At 59.4% G+C, this 23805-nt stretch carries 27 protein-coding genes and 4 tRNA genes; 11 read left to right on the forward strand and 20 right to left on the reverse strand.

Annotated elements, in window-relative coordinates:
- The first annotated feature begins 235 nt into the window (after positions 1-235).
- Positions 236-535, forward strand: coding sequence for a hypothetical protein (locus tag M1B35_RS10455; RefSeq protein WP_123330872.1), 300 nt, complete (start codon positions 236-238; stop codon positions 533-535).
- A gap of 292 nt (positions 536-827) precedes the next feature.
- Complete coding sequence (locus tag M1B35_RS10460; protein ID WP_003179963.1) at positions 828-1040, forward strand: cold-shock protein; 213 nt, start codon at positions 828-830, stop codon at positions 1038-1040.
- Between the two features lie 72 nt (positions 1041-1112).
- On the opposite strand, the gene M1B35_RS10465 is transcribed toward M1B35_RS10460, so the two are convergent.
- Together M1B35_RS10465 and M1B35_RS10470 are read right to left on the reverse strand one after the other, a co-directional pair.
- Complete coding sequence (locus tag M1B35_RS10465) at positions 1113-1424, reverse strand: I78 family peptidase inhibitor (protein WP_123330870.1); 312 nt, start codon at positions 1422-1424, stop codon at positions 1113-1115.
- 162 nt (positions 1425-1586) lie between these two features.
- A complete protein-coding gene (locus tag M1B35_RS10470) occupies positions 1587-1892 on the reverse strand; it encodes a hypothetical protein (protein ID WP_123330868.1) in 306 nt (101 codons plus the stop codon).
- A 164-nt stretch (positions 1893-2056) separates the two neighbouring features.
- On the opposite strand from M1B35_RS10470, the gene M1B35_RS10475 reads away from it, so the two are divergent.
- Entirely contained in the window at positions 2057-2269 is a 213-nt protein-coding gene (locus M1B35_RS10475; protein ID WP_268261879.1) for a hypothetical protein, read from the forward strand.
- A 28-nt stretch (positions 2270-2297) separates the two neighbouring features.
- Here M1B35_RS10475 and M1B35_RS10480 read toward each other — a convergent pair whose 3' ends face one another.
- The 8 genes from M1B35_RS10480 to M1B35_RS10515 form a co-directional block, all read right to left on the reverse strand.
- On the reverse strand, positions 2298-3326 hold the full coding sequence (locus M1B35_RS10480; protein ID WP_268261880.1) for a nucleoside hydrolase: 1029 nt from the start codon (positions 3324-3326) through the stop codon (positions 2298-2300).
- A gap of 38 nt (positions 3327-3364) precedes the next feature.
- Positions 3365-3769 carry a D-ribose pyranase gene (rbsD, locus tag M1B35_RS10485; protein ID WP_123330862.1) on the reverse strand — a complete coding sequence of 135 codons (405 nt, stop codon included), beginning with the start codon at positions 3767-3769 and terminating at the stop codon, positions 3365-3367.
- Positions 3766-4683 carry a ribokinase gene (gene rbsK / locus M1B35_RS10490; RefSeq protein WP_123330860.1) on the reverse strand — a complete coding sequence of 306 codons (918 nt, stop codon included), beginning with the start codon at positions 4681-4683 and terminating at the stop codon, positions 3766-3768. Before rbsK ends, rbsD begins: the two co-directional genes overlap by 4 nt.
- Positions 4684-4706: 23 nt before the next feature.
- Positions 4707-5726, reverse strand: coding sequence for a LacI family DNA-binding transcriptional regulator (locus tag M1B35_RS10495; RefSeq protein ID WP_123330858.1), 1020 nt, complete (start codon positions 5724-5726; stop codon positions 4707-4709).
- Between the two features lie 3 nt (positions 5727-5729).
- Entirely contained in the window at positions 5730-6707 is a 978-nt protein-coding gene (locus M1B35_RS10500) for an ABC transporter permease (protein ID WP_268261881.1), read from the reverse strand.
- The gene (locus M1B35_RS10505) at positions 6704-8257 is read right to left on the reverse strand and encodes a sugar ABC transporter ATP-binding protein (RefSeq protein ID WP_268261882.1); all 1554 of its coding nucleotides are present in this window, start codon (positions 8255-8257) and stop codon (positions 6704-6706) included. Before M1B35_RS10505 ends, M1B35_RS10500 begins: the two co-directional genes overlap by 4 nt.
- A 58-nt stretch (positions 8258-8315) precedes the next feature.
- Entirely contained in the window at positions 8316-9272 is a 957-nt protein-coding gene (locus M1B35_RS10510) for a sugar ABC transporter substrate-binding protein (protein WP_268261883.1), read from the reverse strand.
- A gap of 267 nt (positions 9273-9539) precedes the next feature.
- The gene (locus tag M1B35_RS10515) at positions 9540-9971 is read right to left on the reverse strand and encodes a hypothetical protein (protein WP_123330849.1); all 432 of its coding nucleotides are present in this window, start codon (positions 9969-9971) and stop codon (positions 9540-9542) included.
- Between the two features lie 349 nt (positions 9972-10320).
- On the opposite strand from M1B35_RS10515, the gene M1B35_RS10520 reads away from it, so the two are divergent.
- The 3 genes from M1B35_RS10520 (at position 10321) to M1B35_RS10530 (ending at position 12579) form a co-directional block, all read left to right on the forward strand.
- Positions 10321-11409: an asparaginase gene (locus M1B35_RS10520; RefSeq protein WP_123330847.1), complete on the forward strand. Its 1089-nt coding sequence runs from the start codon at positions 10321-10323 to the stop codon at positions 11407-11409.
- Between the two features lie 233 nt (positions 11410-11642).
- Positions 11643-11885, forward strand: a complete 243-nt coding sequence (locus tag M1B35_RS10525) for a DUF1654 domain-containing protein (protein ID WP_123330845.1) — start codon at positions 11643-11645, stop codon at positions 11883-11885.
- Between the two features lie 4 nt (positions 11886-11889).
- Positions 11890-12579 (forward strand): endonuclease, encoded by a 690-nt coding sequence (locus tag M1B35_RS10530; protein ID WP_123330843.1) that lies wholly within the window; start codon positions 11890-11892, stop codon positions 12577-12579.
- Positions 12580-12661: 82 nt separating this feature from the next.
- On the opposite strand, the gene M1B35_RS10535 is transcribed toward M1B35_RS10530, so the two are convergent.
- Positions 12662-13018: an SPOR domain-containing protein gene (locus M1B35_RS10535; RefSeq protein WP_123330841.1), complete on the reverse strand. Its 357-nt coding sequence runs from the start codon at positions 13016-13018 to the stop codon at positions 12662-12664.
- 268 nt (positions 13019-13286) lie between these two features.
- Here M1B35_RS10535 and csrA point away from each other — a divergent pair, with 268 nt between their 5' ends.
- The gene (csrA, locus tag M1B35_RS10540; protein ID WP_007920550.1) at positions 13287-13481 is read left to right on the forward strand and encodes a carbon storage regulator CsrA; all 195 of its coding nucleotides are present in this window, start codon (positions 13287-13289) and stop codon (positions 13479-13481) included.
- A gap of 249 nt (positions 13482-13730) precedes the next feature.
- On the opposite strand, the gene M1B35_RS10545 is transcribed toward csrA, so the two are convergent.
- A complete protein-coding gene (locus M1B35_RS10545; RefSeq protein ID WP_268261884.1) occupies positions 13731-14081 on the reverse strand; it encodes a hypothetical protein in 351 nt (116 codons plus the stop codon).
- A gap of 317 nt (positions 14082-14398) precedes the next feature.
- Between M1B35_RS10545 and M1B35_RS10550 the strand changes: the two genes are divergently transcribed.
- The 3 genes from M1B35_RS10550 to M1B35_RS10560 all read left to right on the forward strand — a co-directional run bounded on the left by M1B35_RS10550 (position 14399) and on the right by M1B35_RS10560 (position 17046).
- Positions 14399-15532 carry an RNA ligase RtcB family protein gene (locus M1B35_RS10550; RefSeq protein WP_268261885.1) on the forward strand — a complete coding sequence of 378 codons (1134 nt, stop codon included), beginning with the start codon at positions 14399-14401 and terminating at the stop codon, positions 15530-15532.
- Entirely contained in the window at positions 15532-16152 is a 621-nt protein-coding gene (prfH, locus tag M1B35_RS10555; RefSeq protein WP_268261886.1) for a peptide chain release factor H, read from the forward strand. Before M1B35_RS10550 ends, prfH begins: the two co-directional genes overlap by 1 nt.
- 147 nt (positions 16153-16299) lie before the next feature.
- On the forward strand, positions 16300-17046 hold the full coding sequence (locus M1B35_RS10560) for an acyltransferase (RefSeq protein WP_268261887.1): 747 nt from the start codon (positions 16300-16302) through the stop codon (positions 17044-17046).
- A 295-nt stretch (positions 17047-17341) separates the two neighbouring features.
- On the opposite strand, the gene M1B35_RS10565 is transcribed toward M1B35_RS10560, so the two are convergent.
- Positions 17342-17418, reverse strand: a tRNA-Val gene (locus tag M1B35_RS10565).
- A 183-nt stretch (positions 17419-17601) separates the two neighbouring features.
- On the opposite strand from M1B35_RS10565, the gene M1B35_RS10570 reads away from it, so the two are divergent.
- Positions 17602-18885, forward strand: coding sequence for an NAD(P)/FAD-dependent oxidoreductase (locus M1B35_RS10570; RefSeq protein ID WP_268261888.1), 1284 nt, complete (start codon positions 17602-17604; stop codon positions 18883-18885).
- 210 nt (positions 18886-19095) lie between these two features.
- Here M1B35_RS10570 and M1B35_RS10575 read toward each other — a convergent pair.
- The 7 genes from M1B35_RS10575 to M1B35_RS10605 form a co-directional block, all read right to left on the reverse strand.
- A tRNA-Asp gene (locus M1B35_RS10575) sits at positions 19096-19172 on the reverse strand.
- 102 nt (positions 19173-19274) lie between these two features.
- Positions 19275-19351 (reverse strand) — tRNA-Asp (locus tag M1B35_RS10580).
- Between the two features lie 59 nt (positions 19352-19410).
- Positions 19411-19486: transfer RNA gene (locus tag M1B35_RS10585), tRNA-Val, on the reverse strand.
- A gap of 170 nt (positions 19487-19656) precedes the next feature.
- The gene (locus M1B35_RS10590) at positions 19657-20433 is read right to left on the reverse strand and encodes an SDR family oxidoreductase (RefSeq protein WP_123330831.1); all 777 of its coding nucleotides are present in this window, start codon (positions 20431-20433) and stop codon (positions 19657-19659) included.
- A complete protein-coding gene (locus tag M1B35_RS10595; protein WP_268261889.1) occupies positions 20430-21641 on the reverse strand; it encodes an O-succinylhomoserine sulfhydrylase in 1212 nt (403 codons plus the stop codon). Before M1B35_RS10595 ends, M1B35_RS10590 begins: the two co-directional genes overlap by 4 nt.
- 31 nt (positions 21642-21672) lie before the next feature.
- A complete protein-coding gene (gene purF / locus M1B35_RS10600) occupies positions 21673-23178 on the reverse strand; it encodes an amidophosphoribosyltransferase (RefSeq protein WP_268261890.1) in 1506 nt (501 codons plus the stop codon).
- A 41-nt stretch (positions 23179-23219) separates the two neighbouring features.
- Positions 23220-23777 (reverse strand): CvpA family protein, encoded by a 558-nt coding sequence (locus M1B35_RS10605; protein WP_016968003.1) that lies wholly within the window; start codon positions 23775-23777, stop codon positions 23220-23222.
- Positions 23778-23805: the final 28 nt, after the last annotated feature.

Genomic DNA, 23805 nt, shown 5'->3' on the forward strand with positions numbered 1-23805 from the left:
TTCACATCAAAAAGAATCATGAGGCATAAACTGCGAGGGGAATTGAAGTACACCCAAAGCCTGAAAACACCCAAGGGGCGGCATGCTAGCACAGATGAACGGTCATCGCTGCGCCGGGAATACGGAAACCCGGCGCCAAGTGTTTTCACCAGGAAAGTGAACTTGCGATATACGCAGGGCCTCAAATAAACGGAGAATTGCCGTCCTTGCTATCGACTTCAGGAGAGCTCGAGTCATGCGTCTTATCAAACTTTTTGCCGCCGCCGCCCCATTTGCCCTGTTGCTGCCCCTCAGCGCAAACGCTGCCTGGCCCGCCGGGGCACGTGCTGACTATATGAAGGACTGCACCGCAGCTGCTAGCCAGAGCGTGGATGCCAAGAGCGCCGAGAAGCACTGCGCTTGTGGTGCGGAAAAGCTCAACGAAAAATTCACCACTGAGCAAATCTCGGAATTGATGAGCAAGCAGAAACAACCGAGTGCGGAACTCAGAACCAAAGCGCTGGATGCGATTGCCGCTTGCCGAGTCGTCAAGTAACCCGGCAGCACTCGGATTCTTGCTGTTTTGAGGGCTGAAAATCAGCTGAAATACTGACTTCCCTCACAATAAATGCAGCTTTTACGGTTTTTTTATCGCCGATTATTTTCCGCCAAAGCCCCTTAAATCGGGGCTTCCAGCGGATCCGATCAGCAAAATGAGTTCAACCACTGGGCAAACAGCACTGAGAGGGGGCTCCCAAGTCGAACATTTCGACTATGATAGCTCGGTGTGCCCAGTTGGCCTGAGCAACACAGCACTACTGAAAATATATGTTTCTTGGAGATACACCATGTCTAATCGCCAAACCGGCACCGTAAAATGGTTCAACGATGAAAAAGGCTTCGGCTTCATCACTCCTCAAGGTGGCGGTGACGACCTGTTCGTACACTTCAAAGCTATTGAAAGCGACGGTTTCAAAAGCCTGAAAGAAGGCCAAACCGTTTCCTTCGTGGCTGAGAAAGGCCAAAAGGGTATGCAAGCTGCACAAGTTCGCCCAGAGTAAAATCTACGCGAGCTAAAAAAACCCCGTCCATGTGACGGGGTTTTTTATGGGCGCGACAAAAACCTCAAGCCATCAACCGCAGTTGACGCGGGTGATCACCAGGTTGGCATCGGTATTGAGGTTCAGGCGATCGGAGCGGTACTCCAACGTGATCATGTCGTTGGGCTTGAGGATTCGTGCATTCTGCGCCCCAGCACGGGTACGGGCCTGCTCAAGCAACTCCGGAGATGCGGTCTTGCCGATAGAAAATTCAGCGCCCTTCGCTTCACAGCGGGTGTATACGGGCTCAGTGGCCACAGGGTCTTTGGCTGCCCCTGAGGTGCTGCAACCTGCGAGCACAACCGCCGCCAACAAGGTTCCGAATGATGCGAGCTTCCAAGGCATGAAGCCTCCTTTCTAAAAATAAGCAGAGTTCGTGCGACAGCGCGCTGCGCGTTTGGTTGCAAAAACGAAATGGCCTTTTGCCCTATCGTCACGCAGTAGGCAAGTCTGCCTCAGAGCAGCACAGGCGTTCACCCGGCAATCGTGACTGAATATGAACAGGCCTCAATAGATGTCGATGTAGTCAAAAGCGGGCTTGGGCCAATTCTGTTTCAATGCATTGAAAATCTGCATCACCCAGACTTCATCGCTGGCCGCGACCAACCCGACATAGCCAGAACCGGCCGCCCAGGTCTCCAATCGAAACAGCAGGCCGTCAATATCAACGCCCCCGACCACGCCGGATGAGATATAGGCAATGCCGCCCTTGGTGACGCGCAGTTGGGCGTGCACATTGTCGCTGGCTGACGCCAGAAGCTGACGCACCGACTCAAGGGTCAAGGCCTCAGGGTTGTTCAAATCAATCTGCACAGGGGTTTCCTTGAAAACAGGCAAAGCGCAAGTGTCGCACAGCCCCTCCCCCATGCCTAAGTCGGAGTGCTAAAAGGCCCGCAAGGTGTTTAACTCTGCGCTCGGCAGCCCTTCGCCCTGCCCCTATCCTGGCAACCGCCTTTATTTGAATTCGTGAGACCGTCATGGCCACCGTAAGTATCGACGCCGACATCAAAGCCAAATGGCCACAGGGCCATTGCTCCTACAGCCCCGGGAGCCCCGAGGAGCTGGCAATCATCGGTATAGACCTGCTGGTCAAGGAATTGGGCACCCAAGCAGCCCAGGCCTTTATTACCCAGGTATTTGAAAAGTACCCCGCCGACTACCCGGGCGCACAAGACACGGAAAGAGAGTAACCCGCGCAGTCTCCTGCGCGGGCCAGGCTCATTTTAGGCGGGCCAGGCGCTCGGTCAGCAAATCGAAGAAGCCTTGGGCATCGCCATTTTCAACCCAAAATACGTTCTTTTCCTGCTTCAAGCCGTCATACCAGTCGACGATAGTCTGGCCGAAGGTCGGCCCCTCGCGGCTGTCGATGACCATATTGGCCTGCCGGCCGCTGAACAGCTCAGGCTTGAGCAGGTAAGCGATCACTGTGGCGTCATGCACCGGGCCGCCCGGGATCCCGTAGTGCTCCATATCGCCCTTTACGTACTCATTGAGAATATCGCCCACGACCTTGCTGGCGTTGTTCTTCAGCGCGGCAATTTTCTGCAGCCGCGCCTCGCTGGTGAGCACTTTATGGGTCACATCCAGCGGCAGGTAGGTGAGCTTGACGCCACTGTTGAGCACCACCTCGGCGGCCTGCGGATCGGCAAACAGATTAAACTCCGCCACCGGCGTAATGTTGCCCCCATTGAAATGCGCGCCCCCCATGACCACCACTTCTTTGATGCCTTGAGTGATCTCCGGCGCCTGGATCAGCGCCAGGGCCAGGTTGGTTTGCGGCCCGAGCATGGCGATGGTGATGCTATGGGGCTTGGCTTCGCGCAGCGTGTCGATCAAGTAATTGACCGCATTGCCCTGGGCCAGTGCAGCCTTGGGCTCATGCACGGTCACACCGGAAATGCCCTCCTTGCCATGGATGTTCTCGGCGTAGATTGGCGTGCGCAAGAGCGGCTTGGGCGCACCGGCATACACAGGCACCTCCTCACGCCCTGCCCACTCTCGCGCCAACCGCGCGTTGCGCGACGTCTTGTCCAGCCGCACGTTACCCGCCACCGTGGTCAGGGCACGGACGTGCAGTTCTTCCGGCGATGCCAGGGCAAACAGCAAGGCGACGACGTCGTCGGCGCCCGGGTCAGTGTCGATGATCAGGTCAATCTTTTCCGCCGCCTGGGCGCCGGTAGCAGTGAGCAGAGTCAAAAGCAGCAGGCTCCGAGTCCAGTGTTGAAATAGCTGAGCATAGCGTCGCATGGCGCACTCCTTGTGCGTGGGAAAGAAAGGCTGGAGAGCTAGAACGTCACTCCCGCAATCAGGGCGATATTGCAATAAGGCTGGCATTCGCCAGTACGGACCACAGCCCGCGCCTGGCGACTGAGAACTTTAAGCGCCTCATGCCCCAGCCACTCACGCTGCCCCAACTCGCCGCTGGCGTTAAGCCCATCCAGGGCTGCAAGGGCCGGTGACTGTTTGTCCAGGAGCTCGCGCGCCAGCACATGGCTTTCGACCTGCATTTCGCTGAGCACCACTGTCAGAGTCCCAATAAAATCAGGCACGCCCTGGGTCAGCGCCAAGTCGATCAACTCGACGCCCGGTGGTATCGGCAGGCCAGCATCGCCGATCACCACGATGTCACCATGCCCCAGCGAAGCGATCAGCCGCGACAAGGCGACATTGAGCAAAGGTGTTTTTTTCATGATGGGGAAAAGGCCTGCACGTCAGACAAGGTAGGAATGGAGGGCTGCGCCCCGGCACGGGTCACCGACAGTGCAGCGGCCACTTGGCCAAAGCGAATGGCCTCGGCCTCGCTTTTACCAGCGGCCAGGGCCGCCGCAAAACCGCCGACAAAGGTGTCCCCCGCTGCTGTGGTATCGAGTGCCTTGACCTTGGGTGCGGGGAAATGCTCAAAACCCTGGCCATTGGCAAACAGCGAGCCTTGAGCGCCCAACGTGATGATCACCTTGCCCGCCCCGGCCGCCAGCAAATGCCCGGCGGCGACCTCGGCACTCGCCAGGGAATCCACCGCCACACCGCTAAGCGCCGAGGCTTCGCTTTCATTGGGGATCAGGTAATCAATGGCCGCGTACCACTCAGCCGGCAGCGGGCCACTGGCGGGGGCTGGATTGAGGATCACTGTCTTGCCCAACTCACGACTGCGCTTGAGGGTATGACCCACAGTCGCCATCGGCACTTCCAACTGACAGATGACCACGTCCGCGTCCTGCAGCACGCCGTCGGCCTGGGCAACCACTTCAGGGCTGAGCTGACCGTTGCCACCCGCCACAATCACAATGGCGTTCTGGCTGCTGTCATCCACCACGATCAGCGCTACGCCGCTGGAGCCCTCGACGGCACGAACCGCCCGGCAATCAATCCCCTCGACCAGCAAGGCTCCACGCAACTGTTCGCCATAGGCGTCATCGCCGACGCAGCCGACCATCGCCACCTCAGCGCCCAGGCGGGCAGCCGCCACGGCCTGGTTGGCGCCCTTGCCACCGGGCACAGTGGCAAATGACTTGCCGATCAGGGTCTCACCGCCCCGGGGCAGGCGTTCGGCCCGAGTCACCAGGTCCATGTTGAGGCTGCCCACGATCACTACTTTTGCTGGCATACATCGATACTCATCAGTTCGGTTCAGCGGTATTCGGCAAAGGCACCCGCAAGCGGTGCCGTCGACTCTCGCAAGACAATATTCGGCGTCACAATACGCTGCTCAGTCGGCAAGCTCGGGCTGGCGATCCGGCGCAACAGCAACTCTGCCGCGATCTCCCCCAGTTGCAGGATCGACTGGCCGACCGTGGTCAGTGCCGGGTACACATAACGGCTCATCTGGATGTCATCGAAGCCGATCACCGACAGCTCGCTGGGCACGCGAATGTTGCGCTCAGCCGCCGCACGCAGCACGCCGATGCCCATCATGTCGTTGCTGGCAAAGATCGCACTCGGCGCCTGTCGCTCTAGCAACTGCGCGGCTGCGCTGTAGCCACCGGGGCTGGTGAAATCGCTTTCGATAATGCGCTCGGCGGGCACTTCGATCCCCGCCTCTTCCAGGGCACGGCAGAATCCGGCCAGGCGCATCTGCGCCACACTGGTGTAGACAGGGCCGCCAATGCAGGCGATGTCTCGATGCCCCAGCTCCAGCAAATGCCGGGTCGCCAGGTAGGCGCCGTACTCGTGATCGATACGCACCAGGTCGGCGTCAACACCTTCCAGTCCACGGTCGACGATCACCATCGGCGTGCGCACCCCGGCCAAGCCCTCGGCCAACCCGCCGTCGCCACCGGCCGAGGTCACGATCAGGCCGTCGATACGTTTCTCCAGCAGCACCCGCAAGTAGCTGCGCTGCTTGTCCGGGTTATCGTCGGAATTGCACAGAATCACGCAGTAGCCGTTGCGCTCGCAATAATCCTCGATGCCCCGGGCCAGCTCGGCAAAGTACGGGTTGAGGCTATTGGGCACCAGCAAGCCGATGGTCGCCGTGGTCTTGGCCTTCAGTGAGCGGGCCACCGCACTGGGCACGTAGTCGAGGCGCTTGATGGCCTCCTCGACCTTGAGCCGCACCGGCTCACTGACCGGCCGGCTCTTGTTCACCACGTGAGAAACCGTGGTGTAGGAAATCCCCGCCAGCGCCGCCACATCCTTGATTGTTGCCATGAATCAAACCCGCCGATTTGCGCGCTGGCTGCGATAGGTGTCGAGCACCACGGCAATCACGATGACCGCGCCGGTAATGATGCGCTTGGTCGGTTCGCTCGCGCCGATTTGTGCAAGGCCGGCAGCCAGTACGGAGATAATCAAGACGCCAAAGAAGGTGCTGATCACCGAACCGCGGCCCCCCATCAGGCTGGTGCCGCCAATCACCACCGCAGCGATGACCTGCAACTCCAGGCCGGAGCCCGCATTCGGATCCGCCGCTTCCAGGCGAGAAATCTGAAACAGTGCGGCAATGCCCGCCAACAAGCCCATCAGGCTGAAGACCAGGATCTTGTAGGGTTTGGGGTTGATCCCCGCCAGGCGCACCGCTTCTTCGTTGGTACCGATACCGATCAGGTAGCGACCGAACACGGTTCGGGTCAGCACAGCCTGGGCGATGAAGATAATCAGCAGCGCAATGATAAACGATGGCGAAATGCCAAAGGCGATGGGATTGGACAACCAGGCAAACGCATCGCCAATGTACGCCGTGCGCGAGCCGGTCATTTGATAGGCCACGCCCCGGGCCATCTCCAGCACCCCCAGCGACACGATAAACGACGGAATACGCCAGGCCACGGTAATCGAACCGGTGATGGTGCCCGCCAGCGCAGCGCAGCCCATGCCCAGCAGTGCCGCCGGCAATACGCCCCAGCCCCAGCCGAGAATCGCCACGCTGACCGTCGACGCTGCCAGAGCCAGTACCGAGCCCACGGACAGATCGATCCCGCCGATGATCAGGACGAACGTCATGCCCACCGCCAACACCATCAAGTCGGGAATCTGGTTGGCCAGGGTGCTGAAGGTGTCATAGGACAGAAAATGACTGCTCAGGCTGGAGAACAGAATGATCATGGCCAGCAAGGCGCCGGCCAGCCCCAGGTAAGTCCCCAGGCCGTAGTAATTGCCGCCGCGCTTGGCGCTTGCAGGTGGAGTTTTCATGGTGCGTTCCTAGGCGCCGCTTCATTGAGCAGCGCATCACGTTTTTGGTAGCCGGCAAAAGCCGCGGCAAGCAGTTCGTCCTGGGTCCAGCTGTCACGCTCGAACGTGTCAATCAGGCGCCCGGCGGACAATACGCCGATGCGATCGCAGATCAGCATCAGTTCCCGCAGGTCACTGGAGACCACCACCAAGGCCTTGCCCTGGCGGGTCAGTTCGCCCAGCAAGGCGTAGATATCGAACTTGGCCCCCACGTCGATGCCGCGAGTGGGTTCGTCGAACAGCAGCACCGAGCAATCACGCTCCAGCCAGCGGCCGATCACCACTTTTTGCTGGTTGCCGCCCGACAACTCGGACACCAACTGCCCAGGACCGGAACTGCGGATGTGCATCGCATCGATCTGACGCTGGGCCAGCCGTGCTTCGTTCCCAGCATCGACCAGCCCCGCGCGGGAGATGGCCGGCATATTGCCCAAGGCAATATTGGCGCTAATGGATTGGCTCAGCAGCAAGCCCTCGCCCTTGCGGTCCTCGGTGATCAAGGCAATGCCATGAGCCACCGCATCGGCTGGCGAGCGGATGCTCACGACTTGAGCCGGCGACCCCAGGGCCAAGGTGCCGCTGTCGGCGGCATCAGCGCCGAAGATCAGGCGCAGCAACTCCGTACGGCCTGCACCGATCAGCCCGGAAATGCCGAAGATTTCCCCGCTGCGCACCTCGAACGAAACGTCACAAACCTTATCCGAACGGCTCAGCCCGGTGACCGTCAGCGCCGGCGTACCGATCTGCCGCCGGCCCAAGTCGATGTGCTCGCCCAGCTCGCGCCCAACCATCAGGTTGACCAGTTGCTCACTGTTGTAATTGGCCATCGGCTCGACACAGACCAGGCAACCGTCGCGCAATACCGCAATGCGCTGGGCAACCCGGGCCAGCTCTTCGAGCCGATGAGAGATGTAAATGATCGATACGCCCCGGGCCTGCAAGCGAGTGATCTGTTCGAAAAGCATTTCCACTTCACGCGAGGTCAGCATGGCCGTGGGCTCATCGAGAATCAGCACGTGGCAATCGCCGATCAGGTTGCGGGCGATTTCCACCATCTGTTGATGGCCGATACCCAACTCGCCGACCAGGGTGTCTGGGTCGATGGCATCCAGCCCCACCTGGGCCATGGCCTCGATCGCCGCCTTGCGCAGTTGCTTGCGGCTGATCCAGCCAGCGCGACTGGGCAGGTTGTCGAGAAACAGGTTTTCGGCCACCGACAGGGTCGGCAACAGATTGAGTTCCTGCATGACCATGCGGATGCCGACCTCTTCGGCCTGGGTCCGGCTGCCGGGTCGGTAATCCTGGCCGTTAAACTGCATCTGCCCGGTGGTGGGTGTGACCAGGCCGCCGATGATCTTGGACAGGGTGCTTTTGCCCGCACCGTTTTCGCCGGTCAAGGCCAGCACTTCACCGCGCATCAAGGTCAGGTCGATGCCAGTGAGTACAGGTTGTGCATAGGTCTTGCCGATACCGCTGACCGAAAGGACAGGGTTCGCAGCAGAAACTGCCATAAGAAACTCTCCATGCGCCCGCCCCTGAGGGACGGGCGCCGTTGCGCCGCCTGGACGACTACTTGGTCACCAGCTCAACCGGAGTTTCGATCACGCCATTGGCGCCACCGTCGATTTTCTCGCCCTTGAGCATTTTCAGGGCGGTCTCGATGCCGAACACCGCCTGCTTGGCAGCAAACTGGTCAGCGGTGGCCAATACCCGGCCGTCGTTGAGCATCGGCTTGATGGCGTTGATGTTGTCGTAACCCACCACCTGCACCTTGCCCGCCTTGCCCGCAGCTCGTACCGCCGATACCGCGCCCACCGCCATGCTGTCGTTGCCGGCCAGCAACGCCTTGAGGTTCGGGTATTCGCTCAGCATCGCCGCGGCGACACGGTTGCCGGCGTTGATCTCCCAATCGCCGGACTGCAGGGACACCACCTTGATCTGCGCCGCTTCCATCGCATCCTTGAAGCCTGCGGTGCGCTGTTGGGCGTTGGTGGTGGTGGAAACCCCTTCAATGATGCCGACTTCGTCACCGGCCTTGAGCTGCTTGGCAAGGTACTCGCCCACCAGGCGCGCACCCTTGCGGTTATCCGGGCCTACGAATGGCACGCTGATGTTCTTGCTCTTGAGGACCGCCGGGTCCAGCTGATTGTCGATGTTGATCACGGTGATACCGGCATCCACGGCTTTCTTGATCACCGGCACCATGGCCTTGGAGTCGGCCGGGGCAATAACCAGCGCGTTGACCTTGGACACGATCATCTGCTCGACAATACGAATCTGGTTGGCGGTATCGGTCTCGTCCTTGATGCCATTGGACACCAGGTCGAAATCGGCGGAATGGGCTTTCTGATACGCCTTGGCGCCGTCTTCCATGGTCAGGAAGAATTCGTTGGCCAGGGACTTCATGACCAGGGCGACCTTGGGTTTTTCAGCGGTTTCGGCGTAAGCCGAAGAGAGAGGCAGCGCAGCGGATGCCGCGGCAAGCACAGCGACAGCAAGAAGACGTCCAGCGAATGGCAGCTTCATGGGTTCACTCCGATCTTATGATTATTGTGAGCAACGCTTGCGCAAAACAGACTTGGGCACTGATGACAGACAACTAGCCTGAACCGAAGCCAAACTGGAAGAACGCCTCAGACTCGAAGGTTTCCAGGAGTAGCAAACGTTTGCGTAGAGCGAACTATGCGAACCTGTCGGGGATTTGTCAACGAGAGAAAAGCGCTCTGCAGGGCTGCAAAAGCGCATAGGCCTAGCGCGCCCTGGCGGTGCGCGCCTTTCCAGCCTGGGGGCGACTCAGACGGAGGTGCTGATCAGCCCGCCGGAGGTCGAATCCTTGCTGAGTTCTTTGACCAGGTTGGCCACCACCTCTTGCAGGACGCTACTGACATCGGCGATCTGGCCCTGGATCGCCATCACCACCGTGGTCTTGGCTTCCGGGGTCGGGTAATCCGCGGCCTGGGCAGCGGCCAGTTGCTCCCGGAGTTGCTTGAGCTGTTCTTGCAGCTCCTTCATCCGCTTGAGCAGGATCTGCGCAGCAGCACTCAGGTCGGAGCGCTCAGTGTCTTCAGTCTTCGTGTCCTGGCTCAGAGAGCTGATGCTCACCTTCAACTTGCCGTCTTCATCCACCCCTTGCGTTGACGCCTCATCCTGCGCCTCTAGAGACAAGGGCAATTTGGCACTGAGAGTGATCGCACCTGAGGGCGGAAAACCAACAGAAAGGGACATGTGAACTCCTAAGAAAAAAGATCCTAAACGGGCATCGGCCACGGCAGGACTTTCTTTAACTCACTTCGTCTCTACCCTCCCGCTCCACTGCGCAGCATGTCCGGCAAACACCTTCGGATTGCCGAACAAAGGATTCTGAAATATTCGGAAACCCGGACACAGAAACCCTCATCGCCTTTCAGAAAACAAAATAAATACATAAAAATCAATAACTTAAAAGTTATTTCAGATCGAGACAGGACTGGTACAGATCCTGCTCATCCGTCTGGCCCCACCGCGTTCAGATCTGCCGCGGGGTGTTTCTAGATGAACCTGCATCAGCACCGTCTCACCACTAGAGAGAAAAATAATGAAATCTGCCTTCAACACTTTGGTTCCGGGCGCTTTGGCCCTCCTGCTGCTCCTGCCAACCGCACTGCACGCAAAAGAAGTCGAAAACAAACAGAAACTCTCCAATGTCGTGGTACTCGCCACCGGCGGCACCATTGCAGGCGCGGGCGCCAGCTCGGCCAACAGCGCCACTTACCAAGCCGCCAAAGTCGGTATCGAGCAACTGATCGCCGGCATCCCCGAATTGAGCCAACTGGCCAATGTGCGTGGCGAACAAGTGATGCAGATCGCCTCCGAAAGCATCACCAACGACAACCTGCTGCAACTGGGCCGTCGTGTCGCCGAACTGGCCGACAGCAAAGACGTTGATGGCATCGTCATCACCCACGGCACCGACACCCTGGAAGAAACCGCCTACTTCCTGAACCTGGTGGAAAAAACCGACAAGCCAATCATCGTGGTCGGCTCCATGCGTCCAGGTACCGCGATGTCCGCCGACGGCATGCTCAACCTGTACAACGCCGTGGCTGTGGCCGGTAGCAAAGAAGCACGGGGCAAAGGCGTGCTGGTTACCATGAACGACGAGATCCAGTCGGGTCGCGACGTGAGCAAAATGGTCAACATCAAAACCGAAGCGTTCAAAAGCGCCTGGGGCCCAATGGGCATGGTCGTGGAAGGCAAATCCTACTGGTTCCGCCTGCCAGCCAAGCGCCACACCCAGGATTCGGAATTCGATATCAAGACCATCAAGAGCCTGCCCGACGTAGAAATCGCCTACGGCTACGGCAACGTCAGCGACACCGCCTACAAGGCCCTGGCCCAGTCTGGCGCCAAAGCCATCATCCACGCCGGCACCGGCAACGGCTCGGTGTCTTCGCGCGTCGTTCCAGCCCTGCAAGAGCTGCGCAAAAATGGCGTACAGATCATTCGCTCCTCCCACGTGAATGCCGGCGGTTTCGTCCTGCGCAACGCAGAACAGCCTGACGACAAATACGACTGGGTCGTTGCCCACGACCTGAACCCACAGAAAGCCCGCATCCTGGCCATGGTCGCCCTGACCAAGACCCAGGACAGCAAAGAACTGCAGCGCATCTTCTGGGAATACTGATCCATCTCGCCCGGCCGTTTAGGTCGGGCATCTGCTGCCGCGCCACTCGTTCGTCTGAATGCGTGGCGTAACAGCTCGCCAACCTCCCTCTCCCCCCCCCCCCGCAAAAAATTTCCGTCTTTCCGACAAAATCAGAGAAATCGCGGTCAGAAGATTTTCTTGAATTTTAAGCAGTTGCGAAATTTCCTACAGTTAAATACTGTATGTGCGTACAGCTTAATAAGGATTATCCTATGGCCACCGCTGCAATCACCCCACCCGGCTCCTACGAACGCATGGGTTTGCGGGTACAGAAAATCATCAACTCCCCCAACGCCCAAAAAGCCAAGGCCGCGCTGATCTTCCGCCTGCCCGACGAACCGGTGGATGAGTGGGAGCGCCTGCTGGAAGAAATCGCCGAGAACGACAACGTCACCCTCGCCTACCGCGACGATGGCGGTGTGCAGATTTTCTGGGTCGTACCGAAGGAAGATTGATTCGATGATGGTCCGTTGTTTTGCCGTACTGCTGTCCTGTATCGCCCTAACCGCCCAAGCCGATGCACCACGTACCTTCAGCGAAGCCAAGAAGGCCGCCTGGAAACTCTATGCCCCGCAGTCCACCGAGTTCTATTGCGGCTGCAAGTACAGCGGCAATCGAGTCAACCTGGCGGCCTGCGGCTACGTTCCACGCAAGAATGCCAAGCGCGCCGAGCGCATCGAGTGGGAGCACATCGTGCCTGCCTGGCAAATCGGCCATCAACGCCAATGCTGGCAACAGGGCGGCCGCAAGAACTGCACCCGCAACGACAAAGTCTTTCAACGCGCTGAAGCCGACTTGCACAACCTGGTGCCCAGCATCGGCGAGGTGAACGGCGATCGGAACAATTTCAGTTTCGGCTGGCTGCCGGTGCAGACAGGGCAATACGGCTCCTGCCTGACCCAGGTCGACTTCAAGGCGAAGAAGGTCATGCCGCGGCCTTCAATTCGCGGCATGATCGCCCGGACCTACTTCTATATGAGCAAGCAATACGACCTGCGCCTGTCGAAACAGGATCGCCAGTTGTACGAAGCCTGGAACAAGACATACCCGGTCACAGCCTGGGAACGCCAGCGCAATCAAACCGTGGCCTGCGTCATGGGGCGCGGCAACGAGTTTGTCGGCCCGGTGAATCTGAAGAGCTGCGGCTGAGCCAGTGGCTCGGGCCGCTCGCTGGCCAACTCGCCAGCGAGGGAATAGGGGCAGCGCCAGATTGCGCAGCCCCTCAAGGGATTTACTGCGCTGCGCCGAGCTGGATGACGGTCACGTCGATATTGCGTTTTTTCGCCTTGGTCAACTTCTCAACCACTTCAGCCTGTTTCGCTTCAGCTTCCGCCTGGGTCGGGAAAGGCCCGATCACCACCCGCTGCTTGCCACCCTCGGTAACCACGCTGGATATGACGCCGTGCTCGATCAGCCAACCGGTCATGTCACTCACCGCCTGAGGCAACTCGCTGCCCACCAGGACATGCCACTGTGGCGCGCTAGGCACCTGGGCCGGCTGGACCTGAACCGCTGCGGCCGTACTTTTCGCCGCCTCGACCCGCTTACCCTCGCCACAACCGGCCAAGGCCAATACCGCCGCTATCATCACTAGTGTGCGCACAACCTACCCCCGGAAAGTCTGAGGCGGCGATTTTAACACCCAAGGCCCGGTCGGCACTGTCACAAAATCAAGTCGAAACAGGGAGAATGATATTTATCGTCTCTGTATAGTCGCGCCTTGGGAATTAATACATCGTCTGCGCGTCACAAAGAGGCACCCACTGAGTGGAACTTCGCACTAATCTATACACACAACCGACATCTGCACTGCCCGATTCAGGTGCCCTACATACAAAGCAATCAAGGAGAAGATCATGCTGATACTCACCCGCAAAGTCGGTGAAAGCATAAATATCGGTGACGACATTACGATCACCATTCTTGGCGTCAGCGGCCAGCAAGTCCGGATTGGCATCAACGCCCCCAAAGACGTTGCCGTACACCGCGAAGAGATTTACCAGCGTATTCAAGCGGGCCTCACCGCCCCGGATAAACGCGAAACACCTTGAATGTCATGAGCAGCCAGCCCTTTGTCTCAGCGCAATGGCTGGCGTGGTCCCGATTGCACTCAAGCCTTGCCTGATGCTGTCGAAGCCGCCCGTTCCAGTACAGCCCTCACCCTCAAACTTGCACTGCCCCTCTCAGTCCAGGGTGAACAACTGCCATTCCCTCCCCGCTCTATAGCAATGAAAAAACCCGACCAAGGTCGGGCTTGAACCGTCTGCTACCCCAATTTCAACTCGAACGCGATAGCCGCCTCAGAGGCAAGTAGCCAAGGCTGCCAGCCGGCGCTTGGACACAAAGCTGTCCTGGGTCGCGTAGTAGTTGATGGTGGTCGTCGAGGCTTGCATGCGAATGTCCGCGAAAGACTCTGCCGACCGCGAATAGACCGTGTAGCCACCGGCCTTGCCGGGCTCCAGGTACGCCGCCCCATCGACACCAAACACCGCCTCGTCCTGCCAGGCGAACTGCACACACTGCGCCACCAGCAGATCAGCCTTGGTCGAGACCAGGGCCTTGTCCGGCGTCCTCGAGCGCGCCTCATTCATCGTCGAACTTGCACAGCCGACCAACAGAATCGTGACGAACACCGTCATGAAAAACCGCATGCTGCTACCTCGCTTTGAAAACGCGAGAGTATCACCCGAGCCGCAGGCAGGAATCGTCGCACGCCAGAAAAAACCTCCACGACAACCGGCTGATGCGAAGACTATTTTTCATTGCCCATTGCAAAACCTGCGACAAGCAGATTAATCTCCGCGCCCCTTCCCACACTTTTGCAAAGGAGATCCACCATGAATGACCTGATCACCCCTTGCAGGACGTGCCTGGTTTAATCGTCGTACCCGCTATTATTTAGCTCCGCGCCAAAACCTGTTCGTCCTGCCATTACCTGAGTTTATTTTTCTCCAATCAGGAATTGGACATGGACAATTGCATCCGCAATTTGTCGGACCGCGTATCGCTGATCGCTTCCGACACCACCTGGATCGAAGACAAAGCGATCCAACAACTGCACACCACCGCCCAACTGCCCGGCATGCATCGCGTCGTCGGCATGCCCGACCTGCACCCAGGCCGAGGCTACCCCGTGGGCGCCGCCTTCTTCTCCCAGGAAACCCTCTACCCAGCGCTGGTCGGCAACGACATCGGCTGTGGCATGGCCTTGTGGCAAACGGACATTCCCACCCACAGGCTCAACCTCGACAAGCTGGAAAAGAAAATCGGCAACATCGACCTACCTCTGGGCGAGGACTGGCAGGAACAACTGGCCGCCCTGGCGCTTCCAGCCAACGGACACGAACACTCCCTGGGCACCATCGGCGGCGGCAATCACTTTGCCGAACTGCAGCAAATCGACCAGGTTTACGCCCAGGACGCCGTCGACGCCCTCAAGCTCGACAACCGAGCGCTGCTGTTGCTGGTCCACAGCGGCTCCCGCGGACTGGGCGAGGCCATTCTGCGACGCCACGTGGATCAACACGGCCATAGCGGCATCAGCGCTGACAGTATCGAAGGCCGCGACTACCTGCACCGGCACAACCAGGCTCTGCGCTACGCCGAAGCCAACCGCCGCCTGATCGCCCAGCGCCTGCTGGGCAATCTGGGGGCACAGGGGCATGCCGCGCTGGACATCAACCACAACTTGGTCTCGCCGATGACCGTCGAAGGCTTGCCGGGCTGGATCCATCGAAAGGGGGCGACCCCGTCCGAGCAGGGCGTGGTAGTCATTCCCGGCTCACGGGGTGATTACAGCTACCTGGTTCAACCCATACCGATGGCCGCCAGCCTGTACTCCTTGGCCCATGGCGCGGGCCGCAAATGGATTCGCAGCGATTGCAAAGGCCGTCTGGATTCGCGCTTCAGCTTCGAACAACTCAAGCGCACCAGCCTGGGCAGCCGAGTGATCTGCGAAGACCGCGCCCTGATGTACGAGGAGGCACCGCAAGCCTACAAAGCCATCGACAGCGTGGTCGGCAGCCTGCGAGACGCCGGCTTGCTGCACATCATCGCGCGCCTCAAACCGGTGCTGACCTACAAACGCCGAGGATGCTGCTGATGCTTCTATTACAGCTGTCCTCGGCCCAGGGCCCGGCCGAATGCGAGCTGGCGGTGAGCAAAGCGCTGCGCCGCCTGCACGAGGAAGCCCTGGAGCAAGGCGTCGAGTTGAGGCTGATCGAGAGTGAAGCCGGCAGCCAGGCCGGCACCTGCAAATCAATGCTGATCGGCCTCGACGGCGATCAGGCTGACGCCCTCGCCCAGTGCTGGAGCGGTACGTTGCTCTGGACCTGCAAAAGCCCCTACCGGCCGCAGCACAAACGCAAAAACTGGTTCTTTGCCGGGCAAGTCTTCGACCGCCCCCAGACCACCCAGGAACACGAGATTCGCTTTGAAACCCTGCGCGCCTCGGGGCCGGGTGGCCAGCACGTCAACAAAACCGACTCAGCCGTGCGCGCCACCCACCTGGCGACGGGGATCAGCGTCAAAGTGCAGTCCGAGCGCAGCCAGCATCAGAACAAACGACTGGCCCTGCTGCTGATCAACCAGCGCCTGGCGACCCTGGAAGAGCAAGCCAACAACGCACTGCGCCTGCAACGCCGGGATTCCCATCACGGCGTTGAACGAGGCAACCCCGTCAGGTCCTTTGCAGGCCCCGGGTTCGCCCCTCAAGCCAGTTAGAACCAGCCGTCGTTACCCGCCCCTTCGCCAACGACTGTCGAAGGGGCGCCCAGCAGCACCAATAAGAGACCGAAACCCGCTGGGGCGCGCGGACGAAAACCCACTATTATTCGCAACCGAGCATTCCTCAAGAGAAAGGACATTCAGGTGATCCACCCGACGGCGATCGTGTCTACATCAGCAAAACTGGGGGTAAACGCAACAATAGGCCCCTTCACCATCATTCACGACAACGTCGTGATCGGTGATAACGCAGTAATCGGCTCCCATTGTGAAATTGGACTGCCATCGTCGCTGGCGGACGGCCTGCCATTGGTTATCGGAAACGACGCCTTGATTCGCTCCCATAGCGTTTTCTACGAGGGCTCGTCCTTTGGCGACAACCTGAGCACGGGCCATCGGGTGACAGTACGAGAGAAGACCCAGGCCGGAACAGCCTTTCAAATTGGCACACTCGGGGATATCCAGGGGCATTGCAGCATTGGCCATTACGTCAAGTTTCATAGCAACGTGCACATCGGCCAGCACTCCAGGATCGGCGACTACGTTTGGATTTTCCCTTACGTGGTGCTGACCAATGACCCCCACCCACCCAGCGAAGTCTTGATGGGAGTGACCGTGGAGGACTACGTCGCCATCGCCACCATGTCGGTCATTCTTCCTGGGGTCACCCTGAAGTCTGGCTCGCTGATTGGTGCCCACAGCTCCGTCAATCGTGACGTCGCGGCAGACACCGTGGTTTCAGGAAGCCCTGCGAAGTTCATCTGCGACGCCAACGCCATCAAGCTCAAGGATGGCTCCGGACGCGCCGCGTACCCGTGGCGCTTCCATTTTCATCGGGGCTACCCCGAAACCGTCATAGCCCAATGGCTCGCCGAAGCCTCGCAGCCTTAGCCTTCGGCAATGCCAAGCCAGGCCGGGCGACCATGCACAATGGCCCCGCAGAAGGCTTTAAATAACCCAAAGCAAAAAGCCCAACTCAACGTTGGGCTTCTAATCTGGCAGCCATGGCTGCGTCATAACGATAAAGCTGACTGATCCGACTCAAATGACCTGATATCTGCGCTCACATAGCCCTGCGTGCACGAGCCCGATATGTTGTGAACGCTCTGCGAGAAATCCGAGACAACAAAAAAGGGCCCACCTTTCGGTGAGCCCTTCTAGACCGCCCAGCAGAGCGGATTTTGTTTGGTAGGCGCGATTGGACTCGAACCAACGACCCCCACCATGTCAAGGTGGTGCTCTAACCAACTGAGCTACGTGCCTGCTGTGAGGCGGCATTCTACGGAATTCCGGAGGGGTGTCAACACCTTTTTTGCAGCTAAGCCTATGAATATGCAAATTTTTTAATTTCGCCATGGCAACCACGGCTTTGCACCGGCTGGCAGCGGATTTTCAACTCAGGTAGCATCGGCGCACTCGTAAAATATATTAAACAGAGGTCGCAGGATGGCGAATATTTCCTACCCAGAATCCTACTACGCCGCATCGGCCAATGCGGCTCCGGCACGGCCATCCCTGCAAGATGATGTCGAGACAGATGTCTGCGTGATTGGCGCTGGATACACGGGCCTTTCCAGCGCGCTGTTCCTGCTGGAGAACGGGTTTCGCGTCACCGTACTGGAAGCCGCCAAGGTCGGCTTTGGCGCCTCGGGACGTAACGGTGGGCAAATCGTCAACAGTTACAGCCGCGACATTGATGTGATTGAACGCAGCGTCGGGGCCAAGCAGGCACAACTGCTGGGCCAGATGGCCTTCGAGGGAGGCCGGATCATTCGCGAGCGCGTGAATAAATATCAGATCCAATGCGACCTGAAGGACGGCGGTGTATTCGCCGCCCTGACCAGCAAGCAGATGGGCCACCTGGAGTCACAGAAGCGCCTGTGGGAGCGCTATGGCCACACCCAGCTGGAACTGCTGGATCAGCGCCGTATTCGCGAAGTCGTGGCTTGTGATCAATACCTGGGCGGCATGCTCGACATGAGCGGTGGCCATATCCACCCATTGAACCTGGCACTGGGCGAAGCGGCAGCAGTGGAATCACTGGGCGGCCGTATTTACGAACAATCCCCCGCCGTGCGCATTGAACGCAGTGCCAACCCGGTGGTGCATACGCCTCAAGGTAAAGTACGAGCCAAGTTCATCATCGTTGCGGGCAACGCCTATCTCGGCAACCTGGTGCCGGAGCTGGCAGCCAAATCCATGCCTTGCGGCACCCAGGTCATCACCACCGAGCCCCTGGGCGATGAACTTGCAAACAGCCTCCTGCCACAGGATTACTGCGTCGAAGACTGCAATTACCTACTGGATTACTACCGGCTTACCGGCGACAAGCGCCTGATTTTCGGCGGCGGCGTAGTCTATGGCGCGCGGGACCCAGCCAATATCGAGGCGATCATCCGACCCAAGATGCTCAAAGCCTTCCCCCAACTCAAGAACGTCAAGATCGACTACGCCTGGACCGGCAACTTCCTGCTGACGCTGTCCCGCCTGCCGCAGGTCGGACGCCTGGGCGACAATATCTACTACTCCCAAGGCTGCAGCGGCCATGGCGTGACATACACCCACCTGGCCGGCAAGGTCCTGGCAGAAGCCCTGCGCGGCCAGGCAGAACGCTTTGACGCCTTTGCCGACTTACCCCACTACCCCTTCCCTGGCGGCCAACTGCTGCGCACGCCGTTTGCAGCGCTAGGGGCTTGGTACTACGGGCTTCGGGATAAGCTGGGCTTCTGACGCTCGCCTTGTAGGAGCCGGCTTGCCGGCGATCGCCTCGACTCGGTCCATCGTTGTTAGACCGAGGCCCCCGCATCGCCGGCAAGCAAAAACCCAAATTTCAGACACAAAAAACCCCGGCCTCTCGACCAGGGTCTTTGCTATCGATCCAAGCAAGCCCAAAGCTTGTCTTGGCGCTCTCAGGGTGTTCAGTGAACCCTGGAACAGATATGGCGCAGCGGACGGGACTCGAACCCGCGACCCCCGGCGTGACAGGCCGGTATTCTAACCGACTGAACTACCGCTGCGTATCGCTTGGACTTGCGTCCATTTGAACCTTTTAAATCACTCTGATCGTATCGCCTTGAGGCTTTTCGATCTCAAGCCAGTATGACCTGACTTGGAAAATATGGCGCAGCGGACGGGACTCGAACCCGCGACCCCCGGCGTGACAGGCCGGTATTCTAACCGACTGAACTACCGCTGCGCGTCGGTTGGATGCTTCCTAAGAAGCCTCCGCCTTTCTTGCGAAAGACACTCGTGAAGTGGTGGGTGATGACGGGATCGAACCGCCGACCCTCTGCTTGTAAGGCAGATGCTCTCCCGGCTGAGCTAATCACCCTTTGCTTCGCTGAGGCCGCGAAATTTACGCAGATACCCAAGCTAAGTCAATAGCAGCGTTAGAGTTTTTTCAAAAACAGCTTTGAGCAACACGCTTCAAGCCACCCGAAAAACACCAGCGCCACCCTTCGCTCCAAGCAGTCGCTTACAACGTGCAACTGCTGGGCACCCTTATTCCCGATAAATCATTTTCTTGGTCATGCCGCCATCGACCACAAACTCTTGGCCGGTGACAAAGCCGGAGTTTCTGGACAGCAGCCATGCCACCATCGACGCCACATCCTCGACCGTCCCCACCCGCCCCGCAGGATGCTGGGCATGATCGGTATCGGCCAGAGGATCAGCTCTGCGCACCGCGGGATCCCGCGCATCGATCCACCCGGGGCTCACCGCATTGACCCGAATCTCCGGACCAAGGCTGATAGCCAGCGCATGGGTCAACGCCAGCAGGCCGCCCTTGCTCGCCGCGTACGCCTCACTGTCCGGCTCGGATTGCCGAGCACGAGTGGAGGCTAGGTTGACGATGGCACCGCCGTGGGCACGCAGGTAAGGCGCACAATGCTTGGCCAGCAGCATAGGCCCACCAAGGTTGACCGCCAAAACGCGATTCCAATACGCCAGATCGAGGCTTTCCAGGGTGATGTTGTGAGGGTCGGCCACCGCCGCGTTGCATACCAGCGCATCCAGGCGACCGAACTGCCCCAGCACCTCCGCCACACCGCGCGCCACCTGCTCCTCGTCGGCCACATCCATGGTGATAAACCAGGCGCTCTCACCGAGCACCTTGGCCACCTTGGAGCCCCGCACGCGATCCAGATCGGTCAGCACGACCTGCCAGCCTTCACTGATCAGCCAGGCAGCAATCCCCAAGCCAATGCCACGTGCTGCACCGGTCACCAGCGCGACACGCCCGTTGGCAGCGCTCTGCTGCGTAGACAGCTCGATCACAAAGCAGCCAGGCCACGAGCCAAGTCAGCTTGCAGGTCCGCCACATCTTCCAGGCCGACAGCGACACGGATCAGGCTGTCGCGAATACCGGCAGCCTCACGCTCCTGAGGCGCCAGGCGACCATGGGAGGTGGTGCTCGGGTGGGTGATGGTGGTTTTGCTGTCACCCAGGTTGGCCGTGATGGAAATCAAGCGCGTGGCGTCGATAAAGCGCCAGGCACCCTCTTTGCCACCCTTGACCTCAAAGCTCACCACCGCGCCAAAACCGCGCTGCTGACGCTTGGCCAACTCATATTGCGGGTGGCTCGGCAAGCCGGCGTAATGCACCTTCTCGATGCCATCCTGACGCTCCAGCCACTCAGCCAAGGCCAGGGCATTGGCGCAGTGGGCACGCATCCGCAGGCTGAGGGTTTCCAGGCCCTTGAGGAAAATCCAGGCATTGAACGGACTCAGGGTCGGCCCTGCAGTACGCAGGAAGCCCACCACTTCTTTCATCTGTTCACTGCGACCGGCCACCACACCGCCCATGCAACGGCCTTGGCCGTCGATGAACTTGGTCGCCGAATGCACCACCACGTCCGCACCCAGCTTCAACGGCTGTTGCAACGCAGGGGTGCAGAAACAGTTGTCGACCACCAGCATCGCGCCCTTGGCGTGAGCGACCTCGGCCAAGGCGGCGATATCCACCAGCTCAGCCAGGGGATTGGAGGGCGACTCGACAAACAGCAGTTTGGTATTGGCCTTGATGGCCGTATCCCAGCCGGACAAGTCCGCCAGAGGCACGTAATCGACTTCGACACCAAAACGCTTGAAGTACTTTTCGAACAGGCTGATGGTCGAGCCAAACACACTGCGCGACACCAGCACATGATCGCCCGCACTGCACAGGCTCATGACCACCGACAGGATCGCCGCCATGCCGGTGGCGGTGGCCACGGCCTGCTCTGCACCCTCCAAGGCTGCCATACGCTCTTCAAACGAACGCACAGTGGGGTTGGTGTAGCGGGAATAGACGTTGCCCGGCACCTCGCCGGCGAAACGCGCGGCCGCGTCGGCAGCTGTGCGAAACACGTAGCTGGAGGTGAAGAACATCGGATCACCGTGCTCCCCTTCCGGGGAACGGTGTTGGCCGGCGCGCACGGCCAGGGTGTCGAACGCTACACCATCTAGGTCGCTGTCCAGCCGACCGGCATCCCAATCCTGACTCATGCCGCCTACTCCTTAGTCTTAAAACTCTAAATCAGTTGTTGTACAGATCGATGATCGCGCTGACCGCCTGGGTCTTGACCTTGGAAGCGTCATTACGGGCATGCTCGATCTTGTTCAGATAGGCCTCGTCCACGTCGCCGGTGACGTACTTGCCGTCGAACACCGCGCAGTCAAAGCTCTCGATCTTGATCTTGCCGCCACCGACAGCCTCGATCAGGTCAGGCAGGTCCTGGTAGATCAGCCAGTCAGCGCCGATCAGGTCCGCCACGTCCTGGGTCGAACGATTGTGAGCGATCAGCTCGTGGGCGCTCGGCATGTCGATCCCGTAGACGTTCGGGTAACGCACGGCCGGTGCCGCGGAGCAGAAGTAGACGTTTTTCGCGCCGGCTTCACGAGCCATCTGGATGATTTGCTTGCACGTGGTGCCACGCACGATGGAGTCGTCCACCAACATCACGTTCTTGCCGCGGAATTCCAGCTCGATGGCGTTGAGCTTCTGGCGTACGGATTTTTTCCGCGCAGCCTGGCCCGGCATGATGAAGGTCCGGCCGATGTAGCGGTTCTTCACGAAGCCTTCGCGGAACTTGACGCCCAAGTGGTTAGCCAGTTCCAGGGCTGCCGTGCGGCTGGTGTCCGGAATCGGGATGACCACGTCGATGTCGTGCTCTGGACGCTCACGCAGGATCTTCTCCGCCAGCTTCTCACCCATGCGCAGGCGGGCCTTGTAGACCGAAACACCGTCGATGATCGAGTCCGGACGCGCCAGGTAGACGTGCTCGAAGATGCACGGAGTCAGAGACGGGTTGGTCGCGCACTGACGGGTGTGCAGCTTGCCATCTTCAGTGATGTAGACCGCTTCGCCCGGGGCCAGGTCGCGGATCAGCGTGAAGCCCAGCACGTCCAGGGACACGCTTTCGGAGGCGATCATGTACTCGACGCCTTCGTCGGTATGACGCTGACCGAAGACAATCGGACGAATACCGTGGGGATCACGGAAACCGACAATGCCGTAGCCGGTGATCATGGCCACGACCGCGTAACCACCAACGCAACGGTTGTGCACATCAGTCACGGCGGCAAACACGTCTTCCTCGGTAGGCTGCAGCTTGCCGCGCTGGGCCAGCTCGTGAGCGAACACGTTGAGCAGTACTTCGGAGTCGGAGTTGGTGTTGACGTGGCGCAGGTCAGATTCGTAAATCTCCTTGGCCAGCTGTTCAACGTTGGTCAGGTTACCGTTGTGCGCCAGGGTGATGCCGTACGGCGAGTTGACGTAAAACGGTTGAGCTTCGGCCGAAGTCGAGCTGCCTGCGGTCGGATAACGCACATGGCCAATGCCCATGTGACCGACCAGGCGCTGCATGTGACGCTGATGAAACACATCACGAACCAGACCATTGTCCTTGCGCAGGAATAACCGGCCATCGTGGCTGGTCACAATACCGGCAGCGTCCTGGCCGCGGTGCTGGAGCACGGTTAGCGCGTCATACAGCGCCTGATTGACGTTCGACTTACCGACGATACCGACGATGCCACACATGCGACGCAACCCCTACTTAATGAAACTGAACTGATCACCGCTTACTGAGGCGTTTTGGCCGGTAAGAGGTGCTCCTTGAACGGTATTTCAGCGGGTACGCTGATACCGCTGGCCAGCCACTGACTGCTCCACCCCAGGATGAGGTTCTTGGACCAGTCTGCAACCAATAGAAATTGTGGCACCAGCCGCGACTGCTGCCACCAGGAATCCTGTTGTACCGGCCCCAGGCTCAGAAGCCCGACCGCCACGACCACCAGCAATGCGCCACGCGCCGCGCCGAAGGCCATGCCGAGAAATCGATCGGTCCCGGAGAGGCCGGTGACGCGAATCAATTCGCCGATGAGATAGTTGACCATTGCCCCCACCAGCAAGGTGGCGACAAACATGATTGCGCAGCCCGCGATCACGCGAGCCGAGGGAGTTTCGATATAACCGCCGAGGTACTCGGACAGTGAGCCACCAAACATCCAGGCTACGACTCCGGCGATGATCCAGGTCAGGAGCGACAGCGCTTCTTTGACGAAGCCGCGGCTCAAGCTGATCAAAGCGGAGATGGCGATTATTGCAACGATCGCCCAGTCAACCCAGGTAAATGGCACAGTGCAGCCTACAGACGGATAAGGCGGC

This window comes from Pseudomonas morbosilactucae, assembly GCF_023241665.1.
Taxonomy (GTDB): domain Bacteria; phylum Pseudomonadota; class Gammaproteobacteria; order Pseudomonadales; family Pseudomonadaceae; genus Aquipseudomonas; species Aquipseudomonas morbosilactucae.